The 25,998-nt window shown below is 72.9% G+C and carries 19 protein-coding genes; 13 read left to right on the forward strand and 6 right to left on the reverse strand.

Features of this window, described 5'->3' with window-relative positions; translation table 11 throughout:
• Positions 1-107: 107 nt before the first annotated feature.
• From rpsF to rplI, 4 genes are all read left to right on the forward strand, one after another.
• Positions 108-398 carry a 30S ribosomal protein S6 gene (rpsF, locus tag E0W78_RS00395; RefSeq protein ID WP_020691399.1) on the forward strand — a complete coding sequence of 97 codons (291 nt, stop codon included), beginning with the start codon at positions 108-110 and terminating at the stop codon, positions 396-398.
• A 93-nt stretch (positions 399-491) separates the two neighbouring features.
• The gene (locus E0W78_RS00400) at positions 492-1,046 is read left to right on the forward strand and encodes a single-stranded DNA-binding protein (RefSeq protein ID WP_131401884.1); all 555 of its coding nucleotides are present in this window, start codon (positions 492-494) and stop codon (positions 1,044-1,046) included.
• Between the two features lie 35 nt (positions 1,047-1,081).
• A complete protein-coding gene (rpsR, locus tag E0W78_RS00405; RefSeq protein WP_019144022.1) occupies positions 1,082-1,318 on the forward strand; it encodes a 30S ribosomal protein S18 in 237 nt (78 codons plus the stop codon).
• Positions 1,319-1,337: 19 nt separating this feature from the next.
• A complete protein-coding gene (gene rplI, locus E0W78_RS00410; RefSeq protein WP_131401885.1) occupies positions 1,338-1,784 on the forward strand; it encodes a 50S ribosomal protein L9 in 447 nt (148 codons plus the stop codon).
• A 24-nt stretch (positions 1,785-1,808) separates the two neighbouring features.
• On the opposite strand, the gene E0W78_RS00415 is transcribed toward rplI, so the two are convergent.
• Complete coding sequence (locus tag E0W78_RS00415) at positions 1,809-2,849, reverse strand: lysylphosphatidylglycerol synthase domain-containing protein (protein WP_131401886.1); 1,041 nt, start codon at positions 2,847-2,849, stop codon at positions 1,809-1,811.
• 72 nt (positions 2,850-2,921) lie between these two features.
• Here E0W78_RS00415 and E0W78_RS00420 point away from each other — a divergent pair, with 72 nt between their 5' ends.
• From E0W78_RS00420 to E0W78_RS00430, 3 genes are read left to right on the forward strand one after another with little or no spacing between them, the layout of a single operon-like run.
• Positions 2,922-4,355, forward strand: a complete 1,434-nt coding sequence (locus tag E0W78_RS00420; protein ID WP_131401887.1) for a basic amino acid/polyamine antiporter — start codon at positions 2,922-2,924, stop codon at positions 4,353-4,355.
• Between the two features lie 9 nt (positions 4,356-4,364).
• Entirely contained in the window at positions 4,365-5,612 is a 1,248-nt protein-coding gene (locus E0W78_RS00425; RefSeq protein ID WP_207392560.1) for an arginine deiminase, read from the forward strand.
• Between the two features lie 12 nt (positions 5,613-5,624).
• Positions 5,625-5,855 (forward strand): LapA family protein, encoded by a 231-nt coding sequence (locus E0W78_RS00430; RefSeq protein WP_131401889.1) that lies wholly within the window; start codon positions 5,625-5,627, stop codon positions 5,853-5,855.
• Here E0W78_RS00430 and E0W78_RS00435 read toward each other — a convergent pair.
• Positions 5,852-7,147, reverse strand: a complete 1,296-nt coding sequence (locus tag E0W78_RS00435) for an MATE family efflux transporter (RefSeq protein WP_131401890.1) — start codon at positions 7,145-7,147, stop codon at positions 5,852-5,854. The genes E0W78_RS00430 and E0W78_RS00435 overlap by 4 nt on opposite strands.
• Before the next feature lie 324 nt (positions 7,148-7,471).
• Between E0W78_RS00435 and dnaB the strand changes: the two genes are divergently transcribed.
• Entirely contained in the window at positions 7,472-8,884 is a 1,413-nt protein-coding gene (gene dnaB, locus E0W78_RS00440; RefSeq protein WP_242686160.1) for a replicative DNA helicase, read from the forward strand.
• On the opposite strand, the gene E0W78_RS00445 is transcribed toward dnaB, so the two are convergent.
• On the reverse strand, positions 8,875-9,168 hold the full coding sequence (locus E0W78_RS00445) for a DUF4287 domain-containing protein (protein WP_131401892.1): 294 nt from the start codon (positions 9,166-9,168) through the stop codon (positions 8,875-8,877). The genes dnaB and E0W78_RS00445 overlap by 10 nt on opposite strands.
• Positions 9,169-9,240: 72 nt before the next feature.
• Here E0W78_RS00445 and E0W78_RS00450 point away from each other — a divergent pair, with 72 nt between their 5' ends.
• From E0W78_RS00450 to E0W78_RS00460, 3 genes are all read left to right on the forward strand, one after another.
• The gene (locus E0W78_RS00450; RefSeq protein WP_131402179.1) at positions 9,241-9,900 is read left to right on the forward strand and encodes a DedA family protein; all 660 of its coding nucleotides are present in this window, start codon (positions 9,241-9,243) and stop codon (positions 9,898-9,900) included.
• 55 nt (positions 9,901-9,955) lie between these two features.
• Positions 9,956-10,624, forward strand: coding sequence for a 4a-hydroxytetrahydrobiopterin dehydratase (locus E0W78_RS00455; protein WP_131401893.1), 669 nt, complete (start codon positions 9,956-9,958; stop codon positions 10,622-10,624).
• A gap of 110 nt (positions 10,625-10,734) precedes the next feature.
• Positions 10,735-12,198: an NAD-dependent succinate-semialdehyde dehydrogenase gene (locus E0W78_RS00460; RefSeq protein WP_131401894.1), complete on the forward strand. Its 1,464-nt coding sequence runs from the start codon at positions 10,735-10,737 to the stop codon at positions 12,196-12,198.
• A 97-nt stretch (positions 12,199-12,295) separates the two neighbouring features.
• Here the strand turns inward: E0W78_RS00460 and E0W78_RS00465 are convergent, their stop codons facing one another.
• The 3 genes from E0W78_RS00465 to E0W78_RS00475 are packed head-to-tail and all read right to left on the reverse strand — an operon-like array spanning position 12,296 to position 15,163.
• Complete coding sequence (locus E0W78_RS00465) at positions 12,296-12,859, reverse strand: NYN domain-containing protein (protein ID WP_131401895.1); 564 nt, start codon at positions 12,857-12,859, stop codon at positions 12,296-12,298.
• A gap of 16 nt (positions 12,860-12,875) precedes the next feature.
• Positions 12,876-14,831: an ABC transporter ATP-binding protein gene (locus tag E0W78_RS00470; RefSeq protein WP_131401896.1), complete on the reverse strand. Its 1,956-nt coding sequence runs from the start codon at positions 14,829-14,831 to the stop codon at positions 12,876-12,878.
• On the reverse strand, positions 14,831-15,163 hold the full coding sequence (locus tag E0W78_RS00475) for a YbaY family lipoprotein (protein WP_131401897.1): 333 nt from the start codon (positions 15,161-15,163) through the stop codon (positions 14,831-14,833). The genes E0W78_RS00470 and E0W78_RS00475 overlap by 1 nt, the downstream gene beginning before the upstream one ends.
• Before the next feature lie 86 nt (positions 15,164-15,249).
• Between E0W78_RS00475 and E0W78_RS00480 the strand changes: the two genes are divergently transcribed.
• Positions 15,250-17,619: a LuxR C-terminal-related transcriptional regulator gene (locus E0W78_RS00480; protein WP_131401898.1), complete on the forward strand. Its 2,370-nt coding sequence runs from the start codon at positions 15,250-15,252 to the stop codon at positions 17,617-17,619.
• Between the two features lie 105 nt (positions 17,620-17,724).
• Complete coding sequence (locus E0W78_RS00485; protein WP_131401899.1) at positions 17,725-25,923, forward strand: DUF5979 domain-containing protein; 8,199 nt, start codon at positions 17,725-17,727, stop codon at positions 25,921-25,923.
• Positions 25,924-25,998 lie beyond the last annotated feature (75 nt).

Consider the following 25,998-nt stretch of genomic DNA (forward strand, 5'->3'; position numbering starts at 1 on the left):
ACGGTGTCGCGTAGGATCGTCAGGTTGCCTCCTGCGGGAGGTGCATGCAGTGACCCTCCTGCTACGGAAAGTCCGTAGCCGTTTAGACCGAAGGAGGTGGAGTCACCATGCGTCCTTACGAGCTCATGATCATCCTCGATCCCGACCTCGACGAGCGTACGGTCGCCCCCAGCCTGGAGACGTACCTGAACCTGGTGCGACAGGATGGCGGTTCCGTCGAGAACGTCGACGTGTGGGGCAAGCGCCGTCTTGCCTACGAGATCAACAAGAAGTCCGAGGGCATCTACGCCGTCGTGAACCTGACCGCCACCCCGGCGACCGTCAAGGAGCTCGACCGTCAGCTCACCCTCAACGAGTCCGTCGTCCGCACGAAGGTCCTCCGACCCGACGCGAAGTGAGCCCGGCCGGCGCCGCGATGTGGACGAACCTTCGCGTCGTGTCGCCGGACTGCGCTTCACTGGGACACCCGAACCCCTGAAAGGCTGGGCACCATGGCAGGCGAGACCATCATCACCGTCGTCGGCAACGTCACCGACGATCCCGAGCTGAAGTTCACCCCGTCCGGAGCGGCGGTCGCGAACTTCACCGTGGCCTCGACCCCGCGCACGTTCGACCGTCAGTCGAACGAGTGGAAGGACGGCGACACGCTGTTCCTCCGGTGCGCGGCCTGGCGCCAGCTGGCCGAGAACGTCGCCGAGTCCCTGCAGAAGGGCCAGCGCGTCATCGTCACCGGCGCCCTCAAGGTGCGTCAGTACGAGCGCCAGGACGGCTCGAAGGGCACCAGCGTCGAGATGAACGTCGACGAGGTGGGCCCCTCGCTGCGCTACGCGACCGCGAAGGTCACGCGCATCAGCCGCTCCGACAGCGGTCAGGGTGGCGGGTTCGGAGGCGGAAACGGCGGCGGCTTCGGCGGCAACAACGCCGGCGGCGGCCAGGGCGGTTTCGGTGGTGGCCAGCAGGCTCCCGCCGCGAACCCCTGGTCGACCCAGCCGGCTGCGCCGCAGGCCGACGCCTGGGGTGGCTCGAACGACGAGCCCCCGTTCTGATCGACACACACTCTTAAGACACACCAAGGAACATCATGGCCAAGCCTGTTGTCCGGAAGCCGAAGAAGAAGAGCAACCCGCTCGCGGCCGCCGGCGTCACCACGATCGACTACAAGGACACCGCGCTCCTGCGCAAGTTCATCTCGGACCGCGGCAAGATCCGCGCGCGCCGCGTGACCGGTGTCTCCGTCCAGGAGCAGCGCCAGATCGCCAAGGCGATCAAGAACGCGCGTGAGATGGCGCTGCTGCCCTACACGTCCACCACCCGCTGACCGGGAGAGGAGAACCAGAATGAAGCTCATCCTCACCCACGAGGTCTCCAACCTCGGCCAGCCCGGCGACATCGTCGAGGTCAAGGACGGCTACGGCCGCAACTACCTGCTGCCGCGCAACTTCGCCATCCGCTGGACCAAGGGCGGCGAGAAGCAGGTCGCGTCCATCAAGGCGGCCCGCGACTCGCGCGCGGTCCACGACCTCGAGCAGGCGCAGTCCATCAAGGCCACGCTGGAGAACGGCGCCATCAACCTGCCGGTCCGCGCCGGCGAGGGCGGCCGTCTGTTCGGCTCGGTCACGGTCTCCGACATCGCCGAGGCGCTCGCCACGGCCGGTGCGCAGGTCGACAAGCGCCGCATCGAGATCGGCAACCCGATCAAGGCCCTGGGCCCGCACACCGTCACGGTGCGCATCCACCCCGAGGTCAGCGCGTCCGCCACGCTCAACGTGGTCGCCGCCAAGTAGCACCGCTCTTCGGCCGACGGCCGGTCATCCCTGCGGGGGTGGCCGGCCGTCGTCGTTCCCGGCCAGGCGCCAGTGGACGACGGCGCCGACGCCCAGCGCCAGCGGCACCAGCAGCGTGACCCCGCGCCAGGCCGCCAGCCCGGCGAGCACCGACGGCTCGAGCTCGACCGACGTCGCCGCGACGAGGGTCGCGGCCACGACCGCGTCCAGCGCCCCGAGCCCGGCCAGCGGCAGCAGCGTGAGCGGGTAGGCGAGCAGGAAGGCGCCGAGCACCAGCGGGGTCGAGACCTCCGCGGCGCTCACCCCCACGCCGCGCAGGGCGAGCACGAGCAGCAGCCCGTCGACCAGCGCCATGAGCAGCTGACAGCCCACGGCGAGCACGAACGAGCGGTGCAGGTGGGTCCGCAGCAGCGTCGCGAACCCGGCGGCGCCCTCGGTCCACGCGTCGGCGTCGACCGAGCGGTGCACCCGGCGGGCGAGCGCGGCGGCGCGGGCGGCGAGCCGCACCAGCACGTCGCTGCCGCGGGCGACCACGACGGCCAGCACGACGAGCGCGACGCTCAGGGCGGCGCAGCCGAGGGCCGGCACGGTCGCCTCGGGCTCGTAGCCGGTGACCGTGGTGAGCAGCAGCAGGCCGAGCACCGGCACCCCGAAGCGCATGACGTAGAACGCGAGCGTGTTCATCACCGTGCCGGCGGCGCCGGTCGTGGGGGCGACGCCCCAGGAGCGGAACAGCGCCAGGCGCATGGCCAGGTCGGCCGGCGGCGGGGCGGCGGTCGAGACGAGGAACGCGGCCTGGTCGTTCTGCACGGCACGGACCAGGCCGAGCCGAGGCACGAAGAACGAGAGCGGAGCCGCGCTCAGCGTCTGGCGCACCAGCAGCCCGACGACCAGGACGACGAGCACGGTCGGTCGCAGCTGCCCCAGCGCGTCCCCGACCTCGGACCAGTCGACCGACCCGAGCAGCGCCCGAGCGGCCAGGACGATCACCAGGGCGATCGCGGCGAGGGTCAGCAGCCGGCGCAGCGCGCGGCGGGAGCGTGACGGAGCGACCGCCTCGGTCATGGGGCTCCTCTGCTCGGGGTCTATCCAGGACGATGTCGCCCGGTCTACGGTGACGTCAAGGCAGGGGGGCCCATGGCGCAGACGCAGGAGCGGACCGACCGCGGCATGAGCATGCCGACGCTCACGGCGATGGTGGTCGGCTCCATGATCGGCGCCGGCGTCTTCTCCCTCCCCGCGCGGTTCGGCTCGGCCACCGGCGTCGTCGGCGCGGTCGTCGCCTGGATCATCGCCGGCGGCGGCATCCTCATGCTGGCCTTCGTCTTCCAGAACCTGGCCGTGCGGCGACCGCACCTGGACGCCGGCATCTTCGCCTACGCCAAGGCCGGCTTCGGCGACTACGTCGGCTTCAACTCCGCCTTCGGCTTCTGGGCGTCGGCCTGCGCGGGGAACGCCTTCTACTGGGTCTTCATCATGACCACGGTGGGCGCGCTGTTCCCCCAGCTGGGCGACGGCGACACGCTGCTGGCGGTGGCGCTGTCGTCGATCGCGGTCTGGACGTTCTGCGCGCTGGTGCTGCGCGGCGTCCGCGAGGCGGCGACGATCAACCGCATCGTCACGGTCGCCAAGATCATCCCGATCCTGGTGTTCATCCTGGTCGTGCTCGTGTCGTTCGACGCCGGCATCATGCGCGACAACCTGTGGGGCGGCGAGGACCCCGGCTTCGGCACGCTCGTGCAGCAGGTCAGCGACACGATGATCGTCACGACCTTCGTCTTCCTCGGCATCGAGGGCGCCAGCATGTACTCGCGCTTCGCCCGGCGGCGCGAGGACGTCGGCCGCGCGACGGTGATCGGTTTCCTCAGCGTCCTGGCGATCTTCGCCCTCGTCACGCTCACCAGCTACGGCGTCCTGCCGAGCAGCGAGCTGGCCGACGTCCGCCAGCCGTCCATGGCCGGCGTGCTCGACTCGGTCGTCGGCGACTGGGGCAAGGTGCTCATCAGTGTCGGGGTGGTCGTGTCGGTGCTGGGCGCCTACCTGGCCTGGACGCTCATGGCCGCCGAGGTGCTGTTCATGCCGGCCCGCAACGCCGACATGCCGCGGTTCCTGGCCCGCGAGCGCAACGGCACGCCCACGGCGGCGCTGCTGCTGGCCAGCGCGATGGTCCAGCTGCTGCTGCTCGTGACCCTGCTGGCCGACGACGCGCTCAACTTCATGCTCGACCTGTGCACGAGCCTCGCCCTCGTCCCCTACCTGCTCGCCGCCGGGTACGCGGTCAAGATCGCGCTGCGCCCCGAGCCGGGCGACGACCCGGCCGGCCGCCGCGGCGAGCTGGTCGTCGGGACGCTCGCCGCGCTCTACAGCGTCCTGCTGATCGTCGTCGCCGGGCCCAAGTACCTGCTGGTGACCTGCCTGATCTACGCCCCGGGCGCGGTGCTGTACGTGATCGCCCGGCGCGAGAACCAGCGCCGGGTGTTCACCGTGCCGGAGGTCGTCCTGTTCGTCGCCATCGTGGCCGGGGCCGTCGTCGGCCTGTACGGCCTCATCTCGGGGTGGCTCACCCTGTAGGAGGAAATCGTGAACCCTGTCTCGTCCACGTACGGCGTGCACAGCGAGGTCGGCCGCCTGCGCAAGGTGCTGGTCTGCTCGCCGGGGCTCGCCCACGAGCGCCTGACGCCGACCAACAGCGACGCCCTGCTGTTCGACGACGTGATGTGGGTGGACGCGGCCCGGCGCGACCACGAGGACTTCGTCCGCACGATGCGCGAGCGCGACGTCGACGTGGTCGAGCTGCACGAGCTGCTGGCCGAGACGATGGCCGACCCGGCGGCGCGGGCCTGGCTGCTGGACCGCAAGATCGTCCCGAACGCGGTCGGGCTGGGGCTCGTCAGCGAGACCCGCGCCTACCTGGACTCGCTCGATCCGCGGGCCCTGGCCGAGCACCTCGTGGGCGGGCTGTCGACCCGTGACCTGCCCGCCGAGCTGCGCACCGGCTACCTGGCGCTGGCCCGCGAGGACGCCGGGCTGGCCGAGTACCTCATGCCGCCGCTGCCGAACATGCTCTACACCCGCGACACCACGTCGTGGATCTACGGCGGGGTGACGCTCAACCCGCTGTACTGGGCGGCCCGGCACGACGAGACGCTGCTCATGAAGGCGATCTACGAGTTCCACCCCGACTACACCGAGGCACGGGTGTGGTGGGGCGACCCGGAGCAGGACTGGGGCCTGGCCACGATCGAGGGCGGCGACGTGCTCGTCCCCGGGGCCGGCGTCGTCATCATCGGCATGAGCGAGCGGACGTCCCGCCAGGCCATCACCCAGGTGACGGCGCGATTGTTCGAGCAGGGCGCCGCCCGCAAGGTCGTGGTCGCCGGCATGCCGAAGCTGCGGGCCGCCATGCACCTGGACACGGTCTTCACGTTCGCCGACCGCGACGTCGTCACCGTCTACCCCGACATCGTGGACGTCATCGAGCCGTTCACCCTCGTGCCGGACGACTCGCCGACCGGCGTCCACGTCGTGCCGGAGCGGCGCCCGTTCACCGAGGTGGTGGCCGACGCCCTGGGCCTGCCGGCGCTGCGCGTCGTCGAGACGGGCGGCACGCGCTACCAGGCCGAGCGCCAGCAGTGGGACAGCGGCAACAACCTGGTGGCGCTCGAGCCCGGCGTGGTGCTCGCCTACGACCGCAACGTCCACACCAACTCGCTGCTGCGCAAGGCGGGCATCGAGGTGCTGCCGATCGTCGGCGCCGAGCTCGGCCGCGGACGCGGCGGCGGGCACTGCATGACCGGGCCGATCGTCCGCGAGCCGGTCGACCTGTAGCGGGAGGGCGTCGTGACCCGGTCCGAGCCGACCGCCCGCACCGTGCGGGTCCGCACGGTCGTCGCCGTCGTGCTGGCGCTGCTCGCGCTGACGTTCGTGTTCCAGAACACCGAGAGCAAGAGCGTGCGGTTCCTGTTCTGGTCGACCTCGATGCCGGCCTGGATCTGGCTGCTCGTGGTCTTCGCCGCCGGCGTCGTCGCGGGGTCGCTGTTCCCCTGGTTCCGGCGCCGCACCCGGCGCTAGCGGGCGCCCAGCACCATCCAGCGGTCGCCGCGCTGGCGCACGTGCAGCACCACGAGCCGGGCGGCGATGAACCCGCCGTACGCGCACCACAGGCCGACGAGTCCGGTGCGTCCGAGCACGAGCGCCAGCGGCGCGTACACGGCCAGGACGACGAGCCCGGCCCAGGCGAGGTAGCGGCCGTCGCCGGCGCCGATGAGGATGCCGTCGAGCACGAACACGACGCCCGAGAGCGGCTGGATGACGGCGACCACGACCAGCACCGGCAGCAGCGCGTCCTGCACCGCGGCGTCGGGGGTGAACAGCGGCGGCAGCAGCACGGCGGTGGCCGCGAGCAGCACCGCCGCGACCACGCCCGCTCCGGCGCCCCAGGCCATGAGCCGCGCGACGATCGAGCGCGTCCCGTCGGCGTCCCCCTCCCCCAGGCTCGTGCCGGTGAGCGTCTGGCCGGCGATGGCCAGCGAGTCCAGGACGAAGGCCAGCAAGGTGACGATCGTGGTGGCGATCTGGTGGGCGGCGAGCGCGGTGTCACCGAGCGTCGCGGCGATCGCGGTGGCCAGGATCAGCGACGCCCGCAGGGTCGCGGTGCGGACGAGCAGCGGCACGCCGTCCAGGCCCGCCCGCAGCACCCCGGCGCCGTGCGGGCGCACCGAGGCGCCGGACCGCAGCGCGTCGCGCAGGACGACGCCGCCGAGCCACAGGGCCGCGCCCCACTGCGCGAGCACCGTGGCCAGCGCGGCGCCGGTGATGCCGAGGTCGAGCCCGTAGACCAGCCCGACGTTCAGCACCACGTTGCCCAGGTTCGCCACGACGGCGACGACGAGCGGGGTGCGCAGGTCCATCGTGCCGCGCAGCGCGCCGGTGGCGGCGAGCACGACGAGCATCGCCGGGACGCCGGCCGCGCTGACCACGAGGTAGTCGAAGGCGGCCTCGGCCACGGCGTCCGAGCTCGACAGCGCCGTGGTGAGCGGACGGGCGAGCACGGCGAGCAGCCCGCCCAGCACCGCGCCGAGACCGATGGCGAGCCAGACGCCGCTGACGCCCTCGCGCCGGGCGCCCGCGACGTCGCCGGCACCCTGCAGGCGGGCGACCGTCGCGGTCGTGCCGTAGGCCAGGAAGATGCACAGCCCGACCACGGTGCCGAGCACCGTCGAGGCGACCGCCAGCCCGGCCAGCGGCACGGTGCCCAGGTGCCCGACGACGATCGTGTCGACGGCCAGCATGAGCGGCTCGGTGACGAGCGCGGCGAAGGCGGGGACCGCGATCGCGACGATCCGGCGGTCCAGGTCTCGCATGGGGACAGCCTGCCGTGTCGACAAGTCTGCACCGGTGGGCGGGGGTGGGAAATCTTTCTTGTGTGCACACCGTGTGTGCAGCATCGGTGCAGGTCAGACGGTGTTTCCACCGTCTCGCAGAGGCTTCGTCCCCAGGTTGTTCCACAAGCTGTGCACACAGCCCGGCGGCGTTTCCCACAGCCGTGGACGACCTGTGCACAGGGGCTGTTCACGGCGGGCTTGGAGACGCCCCGGCGCGCGTCCTACGGTGACGCGTCGGACCGGCGCACGATGGTTGTCAGAGGTGCCGGGCAGGGTGCGTACCGACGAGAGGGGACTTGCTGCGTGAGCGTCACGGATCTGTATGCCGCCGAGCCCGAGCCGGAGGAGGGCGACCTCGGTCGCGTCCCGCCGCAGGACATCCCGGCGGAGCAGAGCGTCCTCGGCGCCATGCTGCTCAGCAAGAACGCGATCGACCCGGCGACCGACGTCCTCGAGGGCCGCGACTTCTACCGCCCGGCCCACGAGCTGGTCTTCGAGACCATCTCCGACCTGTCCCAGCGCGGTGAGCCGGCCGACGCCATCACGGTGGCCGCCGAGCTGCAGCGCCGCGGCGAGCTGGCCAAGGTCGGCGGCGCGCCGTACCTGCACACGCTCGTCGCCAGCGTCCCGATCGCCTCGAACGTCGACTTCTACGCCGAGATCGTCCGCGAGAAGGCCGTCCTGCGCCGCCTGGTCGAGGTCGGCCAGCGCATCGCCCAGATGGGCTGGGCCGAGCAGGGCGAGATCGCCGAGGTCGTCGACCGCGCCCAGGCCGCCGTGCTCGACGTCGACGGCGCGAGCGCCGCCGAGGACTACCGGCAGATGACCGAGCTGATCCCGGAGACCATCCAGGAGATCGACGACATCCAGAACCGCGACGGCGACATGGCCGGTCTGGCGTCGGGCTTCCCCGAGCTCGACCGCCTGACCACGGGCTTCCGTCCGGGCCAGATGATCGTCGTCGCCGCGCGTCCCGGTGTCGGCAAGTCCACCCTCGGACTCGACTTCTGCCGTGCCGCCGCGATCAAGAACCGCAAGACGTGCGCCATCTTCAGCCTGGAGATGTCGGGGTCGGAGATCGCCATGCGTCTGCTGTCGGCCGAGGCGAAGGTGGCCATCCACCACATGCGCGGCGGCGGCATGTCCAAACGCGACTGGGACGCGATCAGCCGCGCGATGCCGCAGGTCAACGGTGCACCGATCATCATCGACGACAGCCCGAACCTCACGATGCCCGAGATCCGCTCGAAGGCCCGGCGCATCAAGAAGCAGTTCGGGCTCGACCTGGTCGTCATCGACTACCTGCAGCTGATGAGCTCGGGCAAGAAGGTCGAGAACCGTCAGGTCGAGGTCTCGGAGTTCTCCCGTGCGATCAAGCTGCTGGCCAAGGAGCTCGAGGTCCCGGTCGTCGCGATCAGCCAGCTGAACCGTGGCTCGGAGCAGCGCACCGACAAGACGCCGATGATCTCCGACCTGCGTGAGTCCGGCTCGATCGAGCAGGACGCCGACATGGTCCTGCTGCTGCACCGTCCCGACGCCACCGGCGCCGGCGAGTCCGAGCGTCCCGGCGAGGCTGACATCATCGTGGCCAAGAACCGTTCCGGACCGGTCTCCAAGGTCGCGGTCAGCTTCCAGGGCCACTACTCGCGCTTCACGCCGATGGCCCACGACGCCGGCGACGGCGGCGGGGCGGCGGCCGGCGAGTTCTACGGCTGAGCGGGCTTCGTCGCCTGGCCGTCGAGCCACAGGGTGTCGGACTCGTCGCGGTGCGTGCCGTCGGTGCCGACGTGCTTGGCGCTGATCTGCGGCCCCTTGGTGATGACGTGCACCATCGCCATGCCGTGCCCGCGGCCGAGCTCGTAGTCGGTCTTCAGCCACTCCAGGATCTCGCCGGCCTTCGTTCCCGGGCCGTACCCGCGGGCCTGCGCCTCCTCGAGCAGGGCGCGCGGGGTCTTGCCGGTCCTGGTCTCGACCGCGTCGAGGTACGCCTGGAAGGACATGGCGGCATCCTGCCCGGACGCCGGGTGCAGTCACAGGCCGCCCTCAGACGTCCCCGCTAGTCTCGCCGGGTGATGTCCTCGCTCCTGACCGAAGCCGCCCCCGGCGCCCCCACCGACGGCCTGGCCGGGTGGGTCGTCGACCTCATGGACGCCCTCGGCCCGCTGGGCGCCGCGATCGCGGTGGGCATGGACAACGTCTTCCCGCCGATCCCGAGCGAGATCATCCTGCCGCTGGCCGGCTTCGCCGCCGCGCAGGGCACGTTCAGCCTCACCGCCGCCCTGGTGGCGACGACGCTCGGCTCGGTCGTGGGTGCGCTGCTGCTCTACGGCTTCGGCCGGCTGTTCGGCCGCGACCGGGCGGTGTGGGTGTTCGAGCACGTCCCGCTGCTGAAGATCGAGGACCTCGAGCGCACCGAGGCGTGGTTCGCCAAGCACGGCTACAAGGCGATCTTCTTCGGCCGCATGGTGCCGATCTTCCGCAGCCTCATCTCGCTCCCGGCCGGCGTGGAGAAGATGAACGTCGGCCTGTTCCTGCTGTTCACGACCGCGGGCAGCTTCCTGTGGAACGCGATCTTCGTGATCGCCGGGTACCGGCTCGGCGCGAACTGGACCGAGGTCGAGCCGTACGCCGACACCTTCCAGAAGCTGGTCATCCTCGCCGTGGTCCTGGTGATCGCCGTGTTCGTGGTCGTCCGCGTGCGGCAGCTGCCCCGCTTCCACCGCGAGAAGTAGGTCCCACGCAGCGAGATCCCTGGACCCTGTCGGTGCCGAGGCGCACGATGGCTCCATGACCACGCTCACGACCGCCCAGGTAGCCGCCGGTGTCGACACCCGGCACTGGACCGTCCAGGACGGCACGCTCGTCGCCAGCGTCGCCACCTCCGACTTCGCCCACGGGCTGGAGCTGGTGACCCTCGTCGGCGACCTGGCCGAGGCGGCGAACCACCACCCGGACGTCGACCTGCGCTACTCCGCGGTGCGGTTCCGGCTGGTCTCGCACGACGCCGGCACGCTGACCGAGCGCGACGTACGGCTCGCCCAGCGCATCAGCGAGCTGCTCGACGACATGGAGCTGGAGACCACCGAGCGGCCCGCGCAGACCGTCCAGCTGGCCATCGACACCCGCGACGCCGCCCGCATCCGGCCGTTCTGGGCTGCCGTGCTCGGCTACGAGGAGCGCCGGCGCGGCGACGCGATCGACCTGGTCGACCCCACCGGGGTCGGGCCCACCCTGTGGTTCCAGCCCATGGACGAGCCGCGCACCCAGCGCAACCGGCTGCACCTGGACGTCTGGGTGCCGGCCAGCCGGGCCGACGAGCGCGTGTCGGCGGCGCTGGCCACCGGCGGGCACCTCGAGACGTCCGAGCACGCGCCGAGCTGGTGGGTGCTCGCCGACGCCGAGGGCAACGAGGCCTGCGTCTGCACCTGGCAGGACGAGGGCGACGACGAAGTGTGAGGTCGGGCCCGGCGACCTAGCGTGGGGAGCATGAGCGAGCGAAGCGAGCGACCCATCAGGACTCTCAGCGGCGGACGTCCGTACCGTGCGATCTTCACGGAGGTCGGCCGATGAGCGAGAAGAGCGAGCAGAGCGTCGTCGAGTCCGTGAAGCCCCAGCTGTTCATCGGGGGTGAGTGGCGCGCCGCCGAGGGCGGTGGCACCTTCGCCGTCGAGGACCCGTCCACGGGCGAGACGCTCGTCGAGGTCGCCGACGCCACGCCCGCCGACGGCAAGGCGGCCATCGACGCCGCCGTCGCCGCGCAGAAGGAGTGGGCGGCCTCCGCCCCGCGCGACCGTGGCGAGATCCTGCGCAAGGCGTTCGAGCTGATCGTCGAGCGCACCGACGAGATCGCCATGCTGATGACGCTCGAGATGGGCAAGCCGCTCAGCGAGAGCAAGGCCGAGATCGCGTACGGCGCGGAGTTCTTCCGCTGGTTCTCCGAGGAGGCCGTCCGCGTCGCCGGCCGCTACTCGGTCGCCCCGAACGGCGCGACCCGCCTGCTCACGCTCAAGCAGCCGGTGGGCCCGTGCCTCATGATCACGCCCTGGAACTTCCCGCTGGCGATGGGCACCCGCAAGATCGGCCCGGCCATCGCCGCGGGCTGCACCATGGTCATCAAGCCGGCCAGCCTGACGCCGCTCACGATGCTCTACCTCGCCGACCTGCTCACCGAGGCGGGCCTGCCGAAGGGTGTCCTCAACGTCGTGACCACGAAGTCGACCGGCGACGTCATGGAGCCGATCATCCGCGACCCGCGCCTGCGCAAGCTGACCTTCACCGGCTCGACCGAGGTCGGACGCTCGCTGGTCGAGCAGAGCGCCGAGGGCCTGCTGCGCGTCTCCATGGAGCTGGGCGGCAACGCGCCGTTCCTGGTGTTCGGCGACGCCGACCTCGACAAGGCGGTCGACGGCGCGATGCTGGCCAAGATGCGCAACATCGGCGAGGCCTGCACGGCTGCGAACCGGTTCATCGTCCACGAGTCCGTCGCCGAGGAGTTCAGCCGTCGCCTGGCCGAGCGGATGGAGGGGCTGTCGGTCGGTCGCGGCACCGAGGACGGCATCGACGTCGGCCCCTTGGTCGAGGGCAAGCAGCGCGACAAGGTCGCCGAGCTCGTCGACGACGCCGTCGCCCAGGGCGCGCGAGCCCTCACCGGCGGCAAGGCGGTCGACGGCGCGGGCTACTTCTACGAGCCCACCGTGCTCGTCGACGTCCCGACCGAGGCCCGGGTCTTCCGTGAGGAGATCTTCGGTCCGGTCGCGCCGGTCTTCACCTTCCGCGAGGACGAGGAGGCGATCGCGATGGCCAACGACACCGAGTTCGGCCTGGTCGCCTACGCCTTCACCCAGGACTACCAGCGCGCCATCCGGGTCTACGAGGGGCTGGAGACCGGCATGGTCGGCATGAACCAGGGCATCGTGTCGAACCCGGCCGCGCCGTTCGGCGGCGTCAAGGCGTCCGGCTTCGGCCGGGAGGGCGGCACCGAGGGCATCGAGGAGTACCTCGAGACCAAGTACGTCGGCCTGGCCCTCTAGCGCCTCCGGCGCGAAATGTGCAGAAAAGGACCACGATCGGCGTGATCGTGGTCCTTTTCTGCCCACATCTCGGCGGAGCCGAACCGGGGTGAGCCCCTCAGAGGAAGTCGAGCGGGTCGAACTGGTCGATCGGGATGACCCGCAGGCGCGGCAGGACGACGTTGAACGCCTCGACGTCGTGCTCGAGGTCGAGCAGCTCCAGGCCGCGGTGCTCCAACGCGTGGAAGCCGCTGTTGCGGAACTCCTCGAAGCCCATGACGCCGACGCGGCGGTCGCCGTCGACCAGCGTCTCGATCTGGGGCAGGAAGTCGCCGTCGTTGCTGGCCAGCATGACGTCGTCGCCGCGCTGGGCGATGGCCTCCAGCGTGCGCTGGATGGCCATGTCGACGACCTTGTCGTCCGGGCCGCCGGACAGCGGCACCGGCCGGTAGCCGATCGCGATGAGCGCCTGGACGAACGGCATCGGCAGCTCGCCGTTGACGGCCAGGAAGAACAGGCCCTTGACCGGCTGGTCCCAGTGCTTCTCGGCGAAGCGCAGCAGGCGGTCCCAGCGCGGGCGCTCCTGCGGCTGCGGGCGGCGGCCGAAGATCGACTGACCGAGGGTCGCGTCGATGTTCTCGCCGTCGACGAGCAGGTAGGTCACGGTGCCGTCGTCGTCCATGCCCGCAGCCTACGGCTCAGAGCGGGACGTCGGCGCGACGCCCGGCCGAGGGCGTGGGCTTCGTGAGCTGCTCGCGGTAGAGCCGCGCGTACAGGCCCTCCTCGTTCTCGAGCAGGTCGTCGTGCGTGCCGGCCTCGACCAGGTGCCCGTCCTCGAGCCCGTAGATGACGTCCGCCTTGCGGATCGTCGAGAGCCGGTGGGCGATGGCGATGGTCGTGCGCTCGTGGGTGGCGCGCTCGAGCGCCTCCTGGACGAGCCGCTCGGTCTCGGTGTCGAGCGCGCTCGTGGCCTCGTCGAGGATGAGGATGCACGGGTCCTTGAGCAGCACGCGGGCGATGGCCAGGCGCTGCTTCTCGCCGCCGGACAGCCGGTAGCCGCGCTCGCCGGTGACCGTCTCGTAGCCCTCGGGGAAGCTCATGATCCGGTCGTGAATGTTGGCGTCGCGCGCCGCCTGCTCGATCTCCGCGGCGCTCGCGCCGGGCTTGGCGTAGGCGATGTTCTCGCGGATCGTGCCGTGGAACAGGTACGGCTCCTGCGTCACCATGCCGACCGTGTCGGCCAGCGACGACAGCGTCAGGTCGCGCACGTCGTGCCCGTCGATGAGCACCTGGCCCTCGGTGACGTCGTAGAAGCGCGGCACGAGGTAGGACGCCGTGGTCTTGCCCGAGCCGGACGGGCCGACGAGCGCGGCCAGCTGGCCCGGCTCGACGACGAGCGACACGTGGCGCAACGCCCAGCCCGAGCCCTGGACGGCGTCGGGGTCCTCGATGCGGTCCTGCGGGGCCGCGTCCTCGAACCGGGCCCGGCGGGCGGAGCCGGTGAGCTCGCGCGGCTCGGGGTAGCGGAACGAGACGTCACGCAGCTCGACCCGCCCGCGCAGCGTGGCCGGGTCGAGGGCGACGGCGCCTGGCCGCTCGGTGATCGAGGGGTCCAGGTCGAGGTACTCGAAGATGCGGCGGAACAGCGCCAGCGACGTCTGGACGTCCAGCGTGACGCGCATGAGCTGCAGCAGCGGCATCTGCAGGCGCGACTGCAGCGTGGTGAACGCCACCAGGGTGCCGGCGGTCAGCGCGTCCTCGCCGCCGGGCAGGCGGCCGGTGATGAGCAGGCCGGCGACCAGGTAGATGAGGGCCGGGGTGATGGCGAAGAAGGTCTGCACCGTCGCGAAGAACGTCCGGCCGGTCATGGCCTGCTCGACCTGCAGACGGGTCTGCTCGCGGTTGGCGGCGCGGTAGCGCTCGACCTCGGAGTCGGCGCGGTTGAACACCTTCGACAGCAGGATGCCCGAGACGCTCAGCGCCTCCTCGGTGATCGCGGTCATCTCCGACAGCGACTCCTGCGTCTTGCGGGCCAGCCGCTGGCGGCGCCGGCCGACCTGCAGCTGGATCCAGACGAACAGCGGCATCAGCACCAGCGTCAGCAGCGTGAGCTGCCACGACAGCAGCAGCATCGAGACGACGGCGGCGACGACGGTGACCGAGTTCTGCACGATCGTCGTGGCGGTGTCGGTGAGCACGGTGCGCACGCCGGCGACGTCGTTGGCCAGCCGCGACTGGATGGCGCCGGTCTTGGTGGCGGTGAAGAACGCCAGCTCCATCTTCTGCAGGTGGGCGAACAGGTCGCCGCGCAGGTCGGCCATGGCCGAGTTGCCGATGGTGGACGTCAGCCAGTTCTGCCCGATGCCGATGAGCGCGGTCACCACGGGGATGACGCACATGGCGGCCACGAGCAGGCCGAGCAGGTGCAGGTGCGGCCCGCCGCCGTCGAGCGGGAACAGGGCGTCGTCGAAGATGGCCCGGGTCAGGAACGGCACGAGCGACGTGAGCGCCGCCGCGACCACCACGGCGACGAGCACGAGGCCGATGCGGCCACGGTAGGGCCGCAGCAGGCGGGCGATGCGCGGGACGACCGGCTCGTCGCCGCGCAGGTCGTCCTTCGTCAGGTGGGTGACGACGGGGCTCGGTCGGGGCATCAGTCTCCGGCGCCGTCGACCCGGGTGAGCACGAGCTCGCTCTCGTCGTCGCGGACCTTCTTGAGCTCGACGGTGCCCCACACGCCGACGGTGCTGTTCAGCTTGCCCCACAGGAACAGGCGCTGGGGGTTGCGGACGTCGGCGACGTCGACCTGGAGGGTGACCTCGACCGGCGTCGACGTGGTCTCGACGCTGGTGGCGGCGAGCACCTCGCTCTTGGAGTCGACGAGCTTGACGGTCACGACGGCGCCGCCACCGAGACCGACCCGCTCGGGGATCGTCACCGTGACGGGGACGGCGAGGACGGAGGGGCGCGTGGGGTCGTTGGTCACGTCCCGATCGTAGTGCGGCCCTGCACGCCGTGCCTGGCTAGACTGCCGGGCACACCCGGTGGCAGCGGGTGGGAAGGAAGTCTCGGGTGGCCGTCTCGGAGTCGGTGCGACGCGGCCTGCTCGTGCGCCCGCACCTCCTCGCCGCCCTCGACGGCCCCGCCCCTCTCGTGCTCGTGCAGGCGCCCGCCGGCAGCGGCAAGAGCGTCCTGCTGCGCCAGCACGCCGAGCACGCCCCCGGCACGGTGCTCGTCGCCCAGGACGCCGACGCGCACGAGGTCGCGGCCGCCCTGGAGCAGGCGCTCGGGTCCGGGTCGCCGCTCGTCCTGGACGCCGCCGACCGCCACGCCGACCACGTCGTGCGTCCGCTCGTCGACGCGGTGGCCGAGGGGCGGCTGCCGCACCTGGTGCTCGCCGCCCGCAGCTGGCCGCCGCCGGTCCGCGACGCGCAGGGGCGCGTCCCGGTCGCGGTGGTCGAGCACGCCGACCTGGCGCTGTCGGCGGACGAGATCCGCCGGCTGGTCGTCGGGCTCGGCGGCGAGATGACTCCCGCCCAGGCCGCCGACGTGGTGCGCCAGACCGACGGCGTGCCCGCGCTCGTCGCGCTGGGACTCGTCCACGGACGCCCCGCGTGGTGGTCGCCGGCCGCGCTCCGCGAGGCGATCACGGTGCGCGCGCGCCGGCTCGTCCCGGCCGACCTGCGCCGGCACGTCGTCCTCCTGCCCCTGCTGCACGTGTACTCGGGGACGGCGGTCCGTGGGCTCGCCGGCGCGGACGGCGACCGGCTGCTGGCCCTGCTCGACCGGCTGGGCGTCGGCCCGCGCGACTGGCGGGGCCGGGCGCCCTGGCACTCCGTGCACGCCGACCTGGCCCGTGGGCTCGGCATCTCGCCGCGCGAGGTCGAGGAGACCGAGCCGGTCGCCATGGAGGGCGTCGTCCGGGCCCTGCACGCGCAGGGAGCCGTGCTCGACGCGGTGCGCCAGGGCGTCCGGTCACGGTCCTGGGTCGCGGTCGCGGACGTGCTCGAACAGGAGTGGCCCACGGTGCTCCTGGAGGAGTCGTCGCTGCTGCAGACGGCGATGGCCGCCCTGCCGCACGCGGTCGTCCGCTGGCACGCCGAGCTCGACGCGCTGGCTCGCGCCCTGCGCGGGGAGCTGGTCGAGCCCGGGCCGCGCGGGGTCGCGCCACCCCGGCTCGCCCTGCTGACGGTGGTCGCGATGTCGGCCAACCGGCACGCCGGACGCCTCGAGGAGGCGCTGGCCCAGGCCGCGCACGCCGAGTCCGTCGCCCGCGACCTCGTCGACGGGCGCCCCGGAACGTCGCGCACGGTGCCGTGGGAGCAGAGCCTCGCCGTGGTGCACGCCGGGCTCACGCGGTTCATGGCCGACGACCTGCGCGTCGCGGTGCGCGACTTCAGCACCGGGCTCCACGCCGAGCCGGGCCGTGGCCCGGCGGTGGCGGCGGACGCGAGCGCCAAGCTGGGCCTGGCCTACGCGATGCAGGGCGACCTGCGCGAGGCCCGCCGCGTGCGGACGGAGCAGCCCGGTGCCGGGGCCCGGGACGCCTGGATGTCCGAGCACGTCCGGACCGACGAGCGCGTCGTCGACGCCTTCCTGGCCCTGGAGTCGCTCGACCGCGCCGGCGCGCAGGCCGCGCTGTCGGCGATCGCGCTGCCCAGCCGCGAGCACGAGCTGTGGTTCGTGGTCGCGCTCCTGCGCGTCCGGCTCGCCCGGCTGTGGGGCGGCTCGGCGGACGCGCTCGAGGCGCTGCGGCTCGCCGTGGCCACCCACGTCCCGAGGGACGCCCGCTGGCTCACCCACCACGTCGCCGTCGCGGCGGAGGCCGAGGCGAACCTGTCCGTGGGACGCGGGACCCGCGCGGCCGCGCTGCTGGCGCGCAGCCCGTCCCCGCACCCGCTCGTCGAGCTGGCCCGCGGACGCATGCACCTGCTGGCCGGCGACCCCCGCCTCGCCTCGGTGAGCCTGGCCCGGTGCGAGGGGCCGCACGCCTACCGCCGGGTCCGGGTCGAGGCGATGGTGCTGCGCGCCCGCGCCAGCCACGAGGCGGGCGACGAGGCGCTCGCCCGCGACCTGCTCGGGCGCGCCCTGGTCCAGGCCGAGGCCGGCGGCGTGCTGAGCCCCTTCGCGGCGCTGGGCGAGCGGGACGCCCCGTGGCTGCGCTCCGTGCCGGGCCTGGCACCGGTGCTGGACGCCCTCGACGCGGCCGCGGTGCCCGCGGTGGACGCCGTGCCGGTGCAGGTCGTGCCGCTGAACCCGCGTGAGCAGGAGGTGCTGGAGCTGATCGCGGCCGGCCTCGGCGTCGACCAGGTCGCCGAGCGGCTCGTCCTGTCGCGCAACACGGTGAAGACGCACCTGCGCCGGCTCTACCGGACGCTCGGCGTCACGTCGTGGAGCGACGCCGTCGCGCGCGGCCACGAGCTCGGTCTGCTCGACGACTGAACCGGACGGACGGTTCACCCCGTCGTTCACCCCGCGGAGCCTCCGCCCGCGGGCCCGGTGCTGCTTGGGTTCGGGAGCCTGCTGTCTCTTGAAAAACGGTTCCACATGCTCGGCTCGCGTCCCCGCCCCGCCCACCGACGTCCCACGCGCCGCGCGCCCCGTGCGCTCGTGCTGCTCGCCGGGCTCCTCGTCCTCGCCGGACTCACCCCGCCGGCGGCCGCCGCGGGCCAGTCGTTCGTCGGCATCGAGAAGGAGATCGCGGGCGCCACCAGCGGCACCCCGACGTTCGCGCCGGGCGCGACGGTCGAGTACCGGCTGAAGGTGACGTGCAGCGCCGTCGACGCCGGCTCCTACTGCGAGAACGCGTCGGTCGTGGACCCGCTGCCGGAGCCGCTCGAGCTCGCGGCCAGCAACCCGGTCACGGTCACCTACACCTCGGGCACGTCGAACGTCGCGGTCAGCGGGCGCCGCGCGACGGTCACGTTCACCACCCCAGGCACGGGCGCGGGCCTGCGCGCCGGCTCCGAGGCGACGATCACCATCCGCGCGATCGTCCCGGCGGACGTCTCGGCCGACCTGGACGCCACGACGCTCACCAACACGGCCACGATCGACGCCGACAACGCCGACGCCGCCACGTCGTCGGCCGACCTGCGCCTCGCGGTCACCACCGCCCTCGGCTCGTCGGTCACCAAGGCCGTCGACCCCGGCACGGTGCCCGCCGTGCCGAATCGCGACGTCGACTACACGCTGACCGCCGCCAACACGTCCAACGTGACCGTCGACCGGCTCGTCCTGCAGGACCCGGCCGACGGCACCCCGTCGCCGCTGCAGCACCTGGACCTGGTCGACCTGGAGACGCTGACCCTGCCGCGCGGCGCCGACCGGGTGCAGCTGGACTGGTTCGACGGCACGACCTGGCACACCGGCACCCCGGTGGCGCCGCCGAGCGACCCGAGCACGCTGCTCCCAGCGACCCCGGCCGACGTCCAGGGCCTGCGGTTCGTGTTCACCAAGGACGGTGGACGCCTGCCCGCGTCCGGCTCCGACACCGCCGTGGTGCGCCTGGCGACGCGGACGAACGCGTCCGTCTCGGCGCTGCCGTCCGGCACGACGACCGTGCCGAACCGGGCCGGCACCTGGGTCGAGCGCGCCTCGTCCAGCAGCACCCCGGTCACCGCCGACCGCCCGCTCTCGATCGTCAGCACGCCGCCGCAGGTGGCCGTCACCAAGCAGTTCGCCCGCGACACGCTCGTCGCCGGGCAGGGCACGACGGTGACGCTGCGCGCGACCAACCGCGGCAAGCCGGTCAACCGCCTCGTCGTGGCCGAGCCCGGACCGGGCGGCGCCGACCTGCACGACCAGGGCCTCGTCTTCGGCGGCTTCACCTCGGCGCTCGAGTGGCCGGCGGGTGCGACGTCCGCGGCGATCGTCTACCGCCTCGCGGGCGGCGGGACGTTCGACGCCGGCAGCACCACGACCGCCGACACGCTGCCCGTGCCGGCCGTCTCGGCCGTCGACCCGGCCGACGTGGTCGGCTTCACGGTCACCTTCAGCGCGCCGGCCGGCGAGGACGTCATCGACGAGTCCGCCGCCGCGACCGTGCCGTTCACCGTGACGGCCTCCGCCGGTGCCGACCTCACCGCGACCAACACCACCGAGGCCACCGTCGTCGACACCGACGGCGGCACCGCCTCGGACGTCGCGTCCGACGACGTCACCGTCAGCCCGGTGCGGGTCAGCACCCGCGTCACCAAGGGCATCGTCCGCGACGAGATGTGGTCGGTCGCCGGCTCCAGCAGCCGCGTCGGCTACACCGCCCGGGTCAACGACACCGGTGCGGACGCCTCGACGGTGGGCGCAGACCGCCTCGTCGTCGAGGACTCCAGCGCCACCTCGCCGGACTTCTGGCGCAGCTTCGACCTGACCGCCGTCGGTCCGGTCGCCGTGCCCACGAACGCCAACCTCTCGGTCGAGTACCTGGAGGCCGGCACCTGGAAGACGCTGACCGGCGCGACGGGCGGCGCCACGCTGTCCTACGGCGTCCCGGCGTCCGTGCGCGCGGTCGCCGAGGGCTTCCGCATGGTCTTCACGCCGAAGCGGGCCGGCGGCGTGCTCGAGCCCGGCTTCGAGGTCGGCCCGTACGTCAAGGTGGCCGTGCGCAGCACCGAGCGCGGCGGCTCCGCCCCGGTCGCCGGCACCGACCGCCGGCTCGACAACACGGCGTCCGCCACGGTGCAGAGCGCCGCCGCGTCGCCGTCCACCGACACGGAGACCGCCTCCGACGCGGTCGACCTGCGGTCGCTCGACGGCGGCGCGGGCGCCGGGCTGCACCCCGACCTCGTCCTCAAGGACTGGCTGGGCGACGCCGACACCTACACCGCGCTCACCGACGACGTCCGCACCGTGCGGCTGCGCTGGGGCACCGACGGCCTGCCCATGGACTCGGTCACCCTGACCGACGACCCGACGACGCCGGTGAAGGACTCCTTCTACGACGCCTTCGACCTGTACCGCGTCCGCCCGATCCTGCCGGCCGCCGGCGGCGTCCCCAACGCGGCGATCGACCCCGACATCGCGTACGACCGCGTCACCAGCGTCCAGCTGCTCATGAACGGCACCTGGACCGACCGGACGGTCGCCGCCTGCGCCAGCGGCTGCGACGGCCGCTTCCCCGGGTACGAGCTCAGCGCCGCCGAGCGCGAGCAGACCACGGCCGTGCGCCTCACCTTCGCCGAGGGCAGCGCCCGCACCGCCACCAGCGACCCGGCAGTCGGCTCGGGCGTCTCGTCGGAGTCCGACGAGCGCCCGGTCTACCTCGACCTGGGCATCCGCAAGACCCTGCGCAGCGACCCGGCGCAGTACGTGCTGGGCACGACGCACGCGTACGGCTACAACACCGGCACCGCCGGCCTGGTCGACAACCACGTCCGGGCCACCGCCACGCTCGGCGGCGCGACGTACACCGACGACGCCGACGCCCAGGCGACGATCCTGGACACGCCGCTGAACCTCACGCTCAGCAAGACGTTCGACCAGACCGAGCTGCCCGTGCCGCCCGCCGGCACGACGCAGGAGAACTACCCGCTCATCGACGCGACGCTCGTCGCGACCAACACGACGCAGCAGTACGTGCGCCAGGTGACGGTCGAGGACCCCGCGCCGTCGTCGACGAGCGTCTACGAGAACCTCAACCTCTACCGGATCCAGTCGGTCGGGACGATGACCGGCCTGCCCGCGGCGAAGACGTCGGTACAGCTGACCTGGGAGTCCGGCTACACCCCCGCCGACGCCGGCCCGTTCACCATCGCCGAGGCCCAGGCGCTCCCGTCGGACGTCCTCGCCCACGTCACCGGCGTCAAGGTCGTGCACGGCGAGGCCGGCGACGTCCCGGCGATCCCGGCCGACGCGTCCTCCACCGTCGTGCTCACGTACCAGCTGCGCGAGCAGGGCCGCACCGACACGTCGTGGCGCCCGGCCGAGACGACGACGCCGTACGTGAACGTCGCCGAGGCGACCGTCGACAGCCCCGGCGGCTTCGGTGGCGGCAGCACCGGAAGCAACACCCGCACCCGCACCGCGCAGGACGACTTCGTGCTCGGCGAGGTGACGTACGACGTCGCCGTGACCAAGGAGATCCGCACGGCCAACGGCGCGGCGCTCGTCCCCACCCGGTACGAGGACGACGTCAAGGACTACTCCGTCCGCATCACCGGGCGTCCGAGCGGCACCGCCCGCACCGAGACGCTCACGCTGCGCGACGAGGACCTGTCGTTCTGGAACGCCTTCCGGCTCACCTCGGCGTCCGCGGTGAAGTACACCGTGCCCGCGACGCGCACGCCGGTGAACGCGGCCCGCGTCAGCGTCCTCGTCGCCGACCTCGGCGTCGACGGCAACGACGCGCTCACCGTCACCTGCGAGGGCTCGACCGACCTGTCGGGCTGCTGGCGCACCGGCGCGTGGCAGACCGTCACCGGTGCGGCCGGCGCGACGATCAACCTCGCCCTGCCGGCCGGCGTGACCGCGGCGGACGTCGTCGGCGTCCGCGTCGAGACGCAGAGCCAGGTGGGCGGCAGCCCGGTGCTGTGGGAGCGCCCGACCAACCCGGTCGTGCGCCTCGACCTGCTCGTCACGCGCCGCGACCAGCTGCGCGTCGGCCTGGGCGGCGCGACCGACCAGCCGGTGCCGTCGACCCTGTCGACCATGGCCCTCGCGCCCGGCGAGCCGACCCGCGGCCGGATCACCGACGACGCCCGCGCCGACGGACTGGCCCGCTGGAACACCTCCGGCGGCGGTCCGACGCCGACCTACTCGGCGAGCGACGACGTCACGACGAGCACGCTCGTCCAGCACCGCACGAACGCGGTCAAGGTGACCAAGGTGCCCGGACCGGGCTCCACGGACGACCTGTTCCTGCCCAGCGAGACGATCCCCTACAAGATGGTCGTCACCAACACCGGCGACCGCACGATGCGTGACGTCGTGCTGACCGACGAGATCACCACGGACGCCGGCGGCTCCCGCCTGGTCGCGCCCGACGGCGACGCGTCGTTCGGCTTCGCCCTGTTCAACGCCCAGACCGGTGGCACCAGCCAGTCCGTCACGGGCCTGGCCGCCCACCTGGACGAGACGACCGGCGAGGTCGCCTTCACGGTGCCGGCCGGCTTCACGCTGCCGAAGAGCTGGCGCCTGGAGATCACCGCCGGGCTGCGCCTGCGCGGCGACCTCGCGCCCGACACGACGGTCGACAACACCGTCACGGTGCGATCGGACCGGATCTTCGACCAGTGCCGGTCCTCGCACGACGCCTACACCGCCGACGCCGCGCTCGCGACGACCACCGGCGTGGTCGACTGCGCCGCCGACACGACCGTCCGCACGCAGCTCAGCTCGGAGGTCGCGATCGAGAAGCGGGTCAAGGGCGTCGCCGCCGGCGTGCCCGGCGCGCCCGCCGGCGACCCGAACCACGACGACCTCGGCGTGCTCGCCTACGGTCGCGCCGACGACAGCGCGTGTCGCACGCCGGACGCGGAGGGCTACTACACGTCGCCGTGCGTGCCGATCACCCGGCCGGGCGGCACCGAGAGCTGGAAGCTGCGCCTGGAGAACCGCGGCAACGTCGCCGCCAACCGCATCGCGCTGATCGACGTGCTGCCCGCCGCCGGCGACGAGGGCGTCATCCTGCCCGTCGCCCGCGCGTCGCAGTTCCGCCCGGTGTTCGCCGGGAACGTCGAGGCCCACGGCCTCGGCGCCGACGCGACGGTCACGACGTACTACCTGACCTCGGTCCCGTCGCGCACCTGCAACGCGGCCGACGTCCAGCACAGCCTGAACAGCCTCGCGACGTCGAACGCCTGCTACGCGCAGGTGTCGGGCGGGCGCGGCTGGCAGGAGCTGACCGCGTCCACCCCGGCCTCGGTGCTCGAGGACGTCCGCGCCGTCAAGGTCGTCGTCACCTACCCGGCCGGCCAGGGCCTGCCGGCCGGGGCGACGGGTGCCATCACGTTCGACACGACGACGCCCGCCGCCAGCGACGTCGCGACGGCCGCCATGGCCGACCCGATCGCCTGGAACTCGTTCGCGTCCGCCTCGCGCTCGCTCGGCGCGGGCTCGCAGCCGGCGACGACGTCGTCGGTGCTGGAGCCGAACAAGGTGGGCGTCGCCATGGCCACCGGCACGATCGACCTGGCCAAGGCCGTCGAGCTGCCGGCCGGTGCCGGGTGGGGCTCGCTCGTGCCCGGATCGTTCCGCTTCGACCTGCAGTGCACGTCGGCCGGCGAGGACGTCGACCTGGTCGACGGCAGCGGCGCCGCCCTGACCCGCGTGACCCTCCCGGTCGGCGGCACCGTGCACGTCAACGACGGCGGGTCCGGCACCTACGGCCGGGTCAACCTGCCGCTGTTCGCCGACTGCTCGCTGGACGAGGTCGACTCGGCCGGCGCGACGGTGACGTTCGCGCCGACCGACGCGACGGCCACGGTCGTGCGCGACTACGCCGGCGCCGCGAACGTGCACCACCCGTTCCGCGCCACGGCGGCGACGCCGGAGAAGGTCACCGCGACCAACGACTTCGCCTCGGCCGGCTTCACGCTGACCAAGCGGGTCGACGACGGCGGCGCCGTGCACGAGACCGGCTCGCCGGTGACCTACGGCCCGTTCGACTTCGCGGTCGCCTGCACCTGGTTGGGCTCCCCGGTGACGCTGCCGGACGGCGGCGCCGTGACGCTGGCCGACGGCGAGTCGCACACGCTCGACGGCCTGCCCGCCGGTGCGAGCTGCACCGTCGAGGAGACCGACCACGGCGGCGCCGACACGGTGACCGCCACCGTGACCGGGGCGACGGCGACCGGGCCGGCCGACGAGCCGACCTTCGTCCTGGCGGCCGACACGGCGTCGGGCCCGGCCCAGGCGGTCGAGTTCGAGAACGCCTACACGGCCGCCGCGCTCGAGATCACCAAGCAGGTCACCGGCCCCGGTGCCGCGGCCTGGGGACGTCCGCAGGACTTCGAGGTGCGCCTGGTCTGCACCCTGGCCGACCCGAGCGACCCGTCGGCCACCCCGCGCACCGTCCACGACGACACGCACACCCTGCGTGACGGCGAGACGTGGCGCGTCGTCGGCCTGCCGACCGGCGCCGAGTGCGTCGCCACCGAGCCCGACGACGGTGGCGCCACGAGCACGTCCTACGAGCTCGACGGCACCGCGCTGACCGCGGGCGACGCGTTCACGATCGGTGCGACCTCGCGCGACCTGGAGGTGACCAACCGCTTCGAGCTGGGCGCGGTGGCCGCCACCAAGGCGCTCGACGGCGACGCGGCGGACACCACCTGGGCCGGTCACGGCGTCACCGCGGCGGGCCACTACGACCTGACGCTCACCTGCTACCCGCTCACGGGTCCCGGCACCTGGGACGCGACCGCGCTGGCCGTGCCCGGCGGTGCGGTGCGCACCGCGGTCGGCGCCGCGACGGTCACGTGGGACGGTCTGCCGGCCGGCGCCCGCTGCGGCGTCGTGGAGTCGGCGGCGAACCCGTACACGCCGCACGTCGTCGTCGTGGCCCCGACCGTCGTGGTCGGCGACGACGAGAGCACCCCGGTCGCCGTCACGGTGACGAACACCTACGCGTCCGGCGAGCTCGAGGTCGCCAAGGTCGTCACCGGTGACGGTGCCGCCCACGCTCCGGCCTCGTTCGCCATGACCGTCACCTGCACCTGGGGTGGCACGACGCTGCCGCTGGTCGACGGTGGCCGGATCGCGGTGGCCGGCGACGGCACCCCGACCGTGGTCGCCGGGCTGCCCGTCGGCGCCACCTGCGGCGTCGTCGAGGACGACGCCCAGCAGACCTCCGTGTCGTACTCGGCCGACTCGGTCGTCGTCGGCAGCGCGCCGGTGCGCGTGACGGTGACGAACGACTACCGCCTCGGCGGGCTGCAGGTCGTCAAGCGTCTCCAGGGCGTCGGCGCCCCGGTCGCGCAGGGGCCGTTCACCTTCGCCGTCACCTGCGACCTGGCCGGCACCCGCGTGCTGGACGAGACGCTGACGCTGAAGACCGGCGCCGGACGCACCGAGCTGCGCTCGCGCGTGCTCGGCGGCATCCCGGTCCGCTCGCGCTGCACGGTGACCGAGACGGACGCCGGCGACGCGGTGCGCGCCGCCGCGCCCCGCACCGTCACGGTGACCGACGCCGCGGTCACGACGCCGGTGCAGGTCGTGCAGGTCAACACCTTCGCGGCCGGGACGATCGCGGTGACCAAGCGGGTCACCGGCCCGTTCCGCCACCACGAGCTGCTCGACGAGCACCCCTTCACGGTGCGGGTCGTCTGCGAGCTGGACGGCCGCCGCGTGCTGGAGAAGGACGTCAAGGTGCTCGCGCGCCGCACGGTCGTCGTCCAGCGCGGTGGCAAGCCGGCCCTGCTGCCGGTCGGCGCCCGCTGCTGGGGCCGCGAGACCGTCGACCACGGCGCGACCTCGACGAAGGTCGACCACGGCACGCCGTCCACGGCCTCGGTCGTGACCGCCGGCTCGACGACCGCGGTGCAGCGCTCGACCATCCGCGTGACGAACGACTTCCAGACGGCGCCGCGGGTCAAGGGCGCCAGCCTGGAGGACGACGCCACGTCGACCGAGGACGGCCGCGACGACGACGGCACCGACGGTGACGACCGCGACGTGGCCGGCCGTGACGACCGCGCCGGTCTGCCCGACGCGGGCTCGCCCGCCTCGCCGTGGATGGTGCTCGGCGGCGGCCTGGCCGTCGTCCTGGGCGCGGTCCTGCTGCTCGTCGGACGTCGGCGCCGCGCGTGACCCGCACGGGTGCCCGACCACCGGCCGGGCACCCGTCGCGGCCCGTCCGCGCATGTGACAGCCTTCAGGCACCTG

The organism is Aeromicrobium sp. IC_218 (assembly GCF_004336805.1).
Lineage (GTDB): Bacteria > Actinomycetota > Actinomycetes > Propionibacteriales > Nocardioidaceae > Aeromicrobium.

What these genes read in the sequence shown, in the direction of transcription:
- E0W78_RS00460 (WP_131401894.1), top strand. Translation starts at nt 10,735, where the DNA reads ATGAGCGAGAAGAGCGAGCAGAGCGTCGTCGAGTCCGTGAAGCCCCAG.
- E0W78_RS00485 (WP_131401899.1), top strand. Translation starts at nt 17,725, where the DNA reads ATGCTCGGCTCGCGTCCCCGCCCCGCCCACCGACGTCCCACGCGCCGC.
- rpsF (WP_020691399.1), top strand. Translation starts at nt 108, where the DNA reads ATGCGTCCTTACGAGCTCATGATCATCCTCGATCCCGACCTCGACGAG.
- E0W78_RS00445 (WP_131401892.1), bottom strand. Translation starts at nt 9,168, where the DNA reads ATGTCCTTCCAGGCGTACCTCGACGCGGTCGAGACCAGGACCGGCAAG.
- E0W78_RS00465 (WP_131401895.1), bottom strand. Translation starts at nt 12,859, where the DNA reads ATGGACGACGACGGCACCGTGACCTACCTGCTCGTCGACGGCGAGAAC.
- E0W78_RS00415 (WP_131401886.1), bottom strand. Translation starts at nt 2,849, where the DNA reads ATGACCGAGGCGGTCGCTCCGTCACGCTCCCGCCGCGCGCTGCGCCGG.
- E0W78_RS00400 (WP_131401884.1), top strand. Translation starts at nt 492, where the DNA reads ATGGCAGGCGAGACCATCATCACCGTCGTCGGCAACGTCACCGACGAT.
- E0W78_RS00435 (WP_131401890.1), bottom strand. Translation starts at nt 7,147, where the DNA reads ATGCGAGACCTGGACCGCCGGATCGTCGCGATCGCGGTCCCCGCCTTC.
- E0W78_RS00420 (WP_131401887.1), top strand. Translation starts at nt 2,922, where the DNA reads ATGGCGCAGACGCAGGAGCGGACCGACCGCGGCATGAGCATGCCGACG.
- rpsR (WP_019144022.1), top strand. Translation starts at nt 1,082, where the DNA reads ATGGCCAAGCCTGTTGTCCGGAAGCCGAAGAAGAAGAGCAACCCGCTC.
- rplI (WP_131401885.1), top strand. Translation starts at nt 1,338, where the DNA reads ATGAAGCTCATCCTCACCCACGAGGTCTCCAACCTCGGCCAGCCCGGC.
- E0W78_RS00455 (WP_131401893.1), top strand. Translation starts at nt 9,956, where the DNA reads ATGACCACGCTCACGACCGCCCAGGTAGCCGCCGGTGTCGACACCCGG.
- E0W78_RS00450 (WP_131402179.1), top strand. Translation starts at nt 9,241, where the DNA reads ATGTCCTCGCTCCTGACCGAAGCCGCCCCCGGCGCCCCCACCGACGGC.
- E0W78_RS00470 (WP_131401896.1), bottom strand. Translation starts at nt 14,831, where the DNA reads ATGCCCCGACCGAGCCCCGTCGTCACCCACCTGACGAAGGACGACCTG.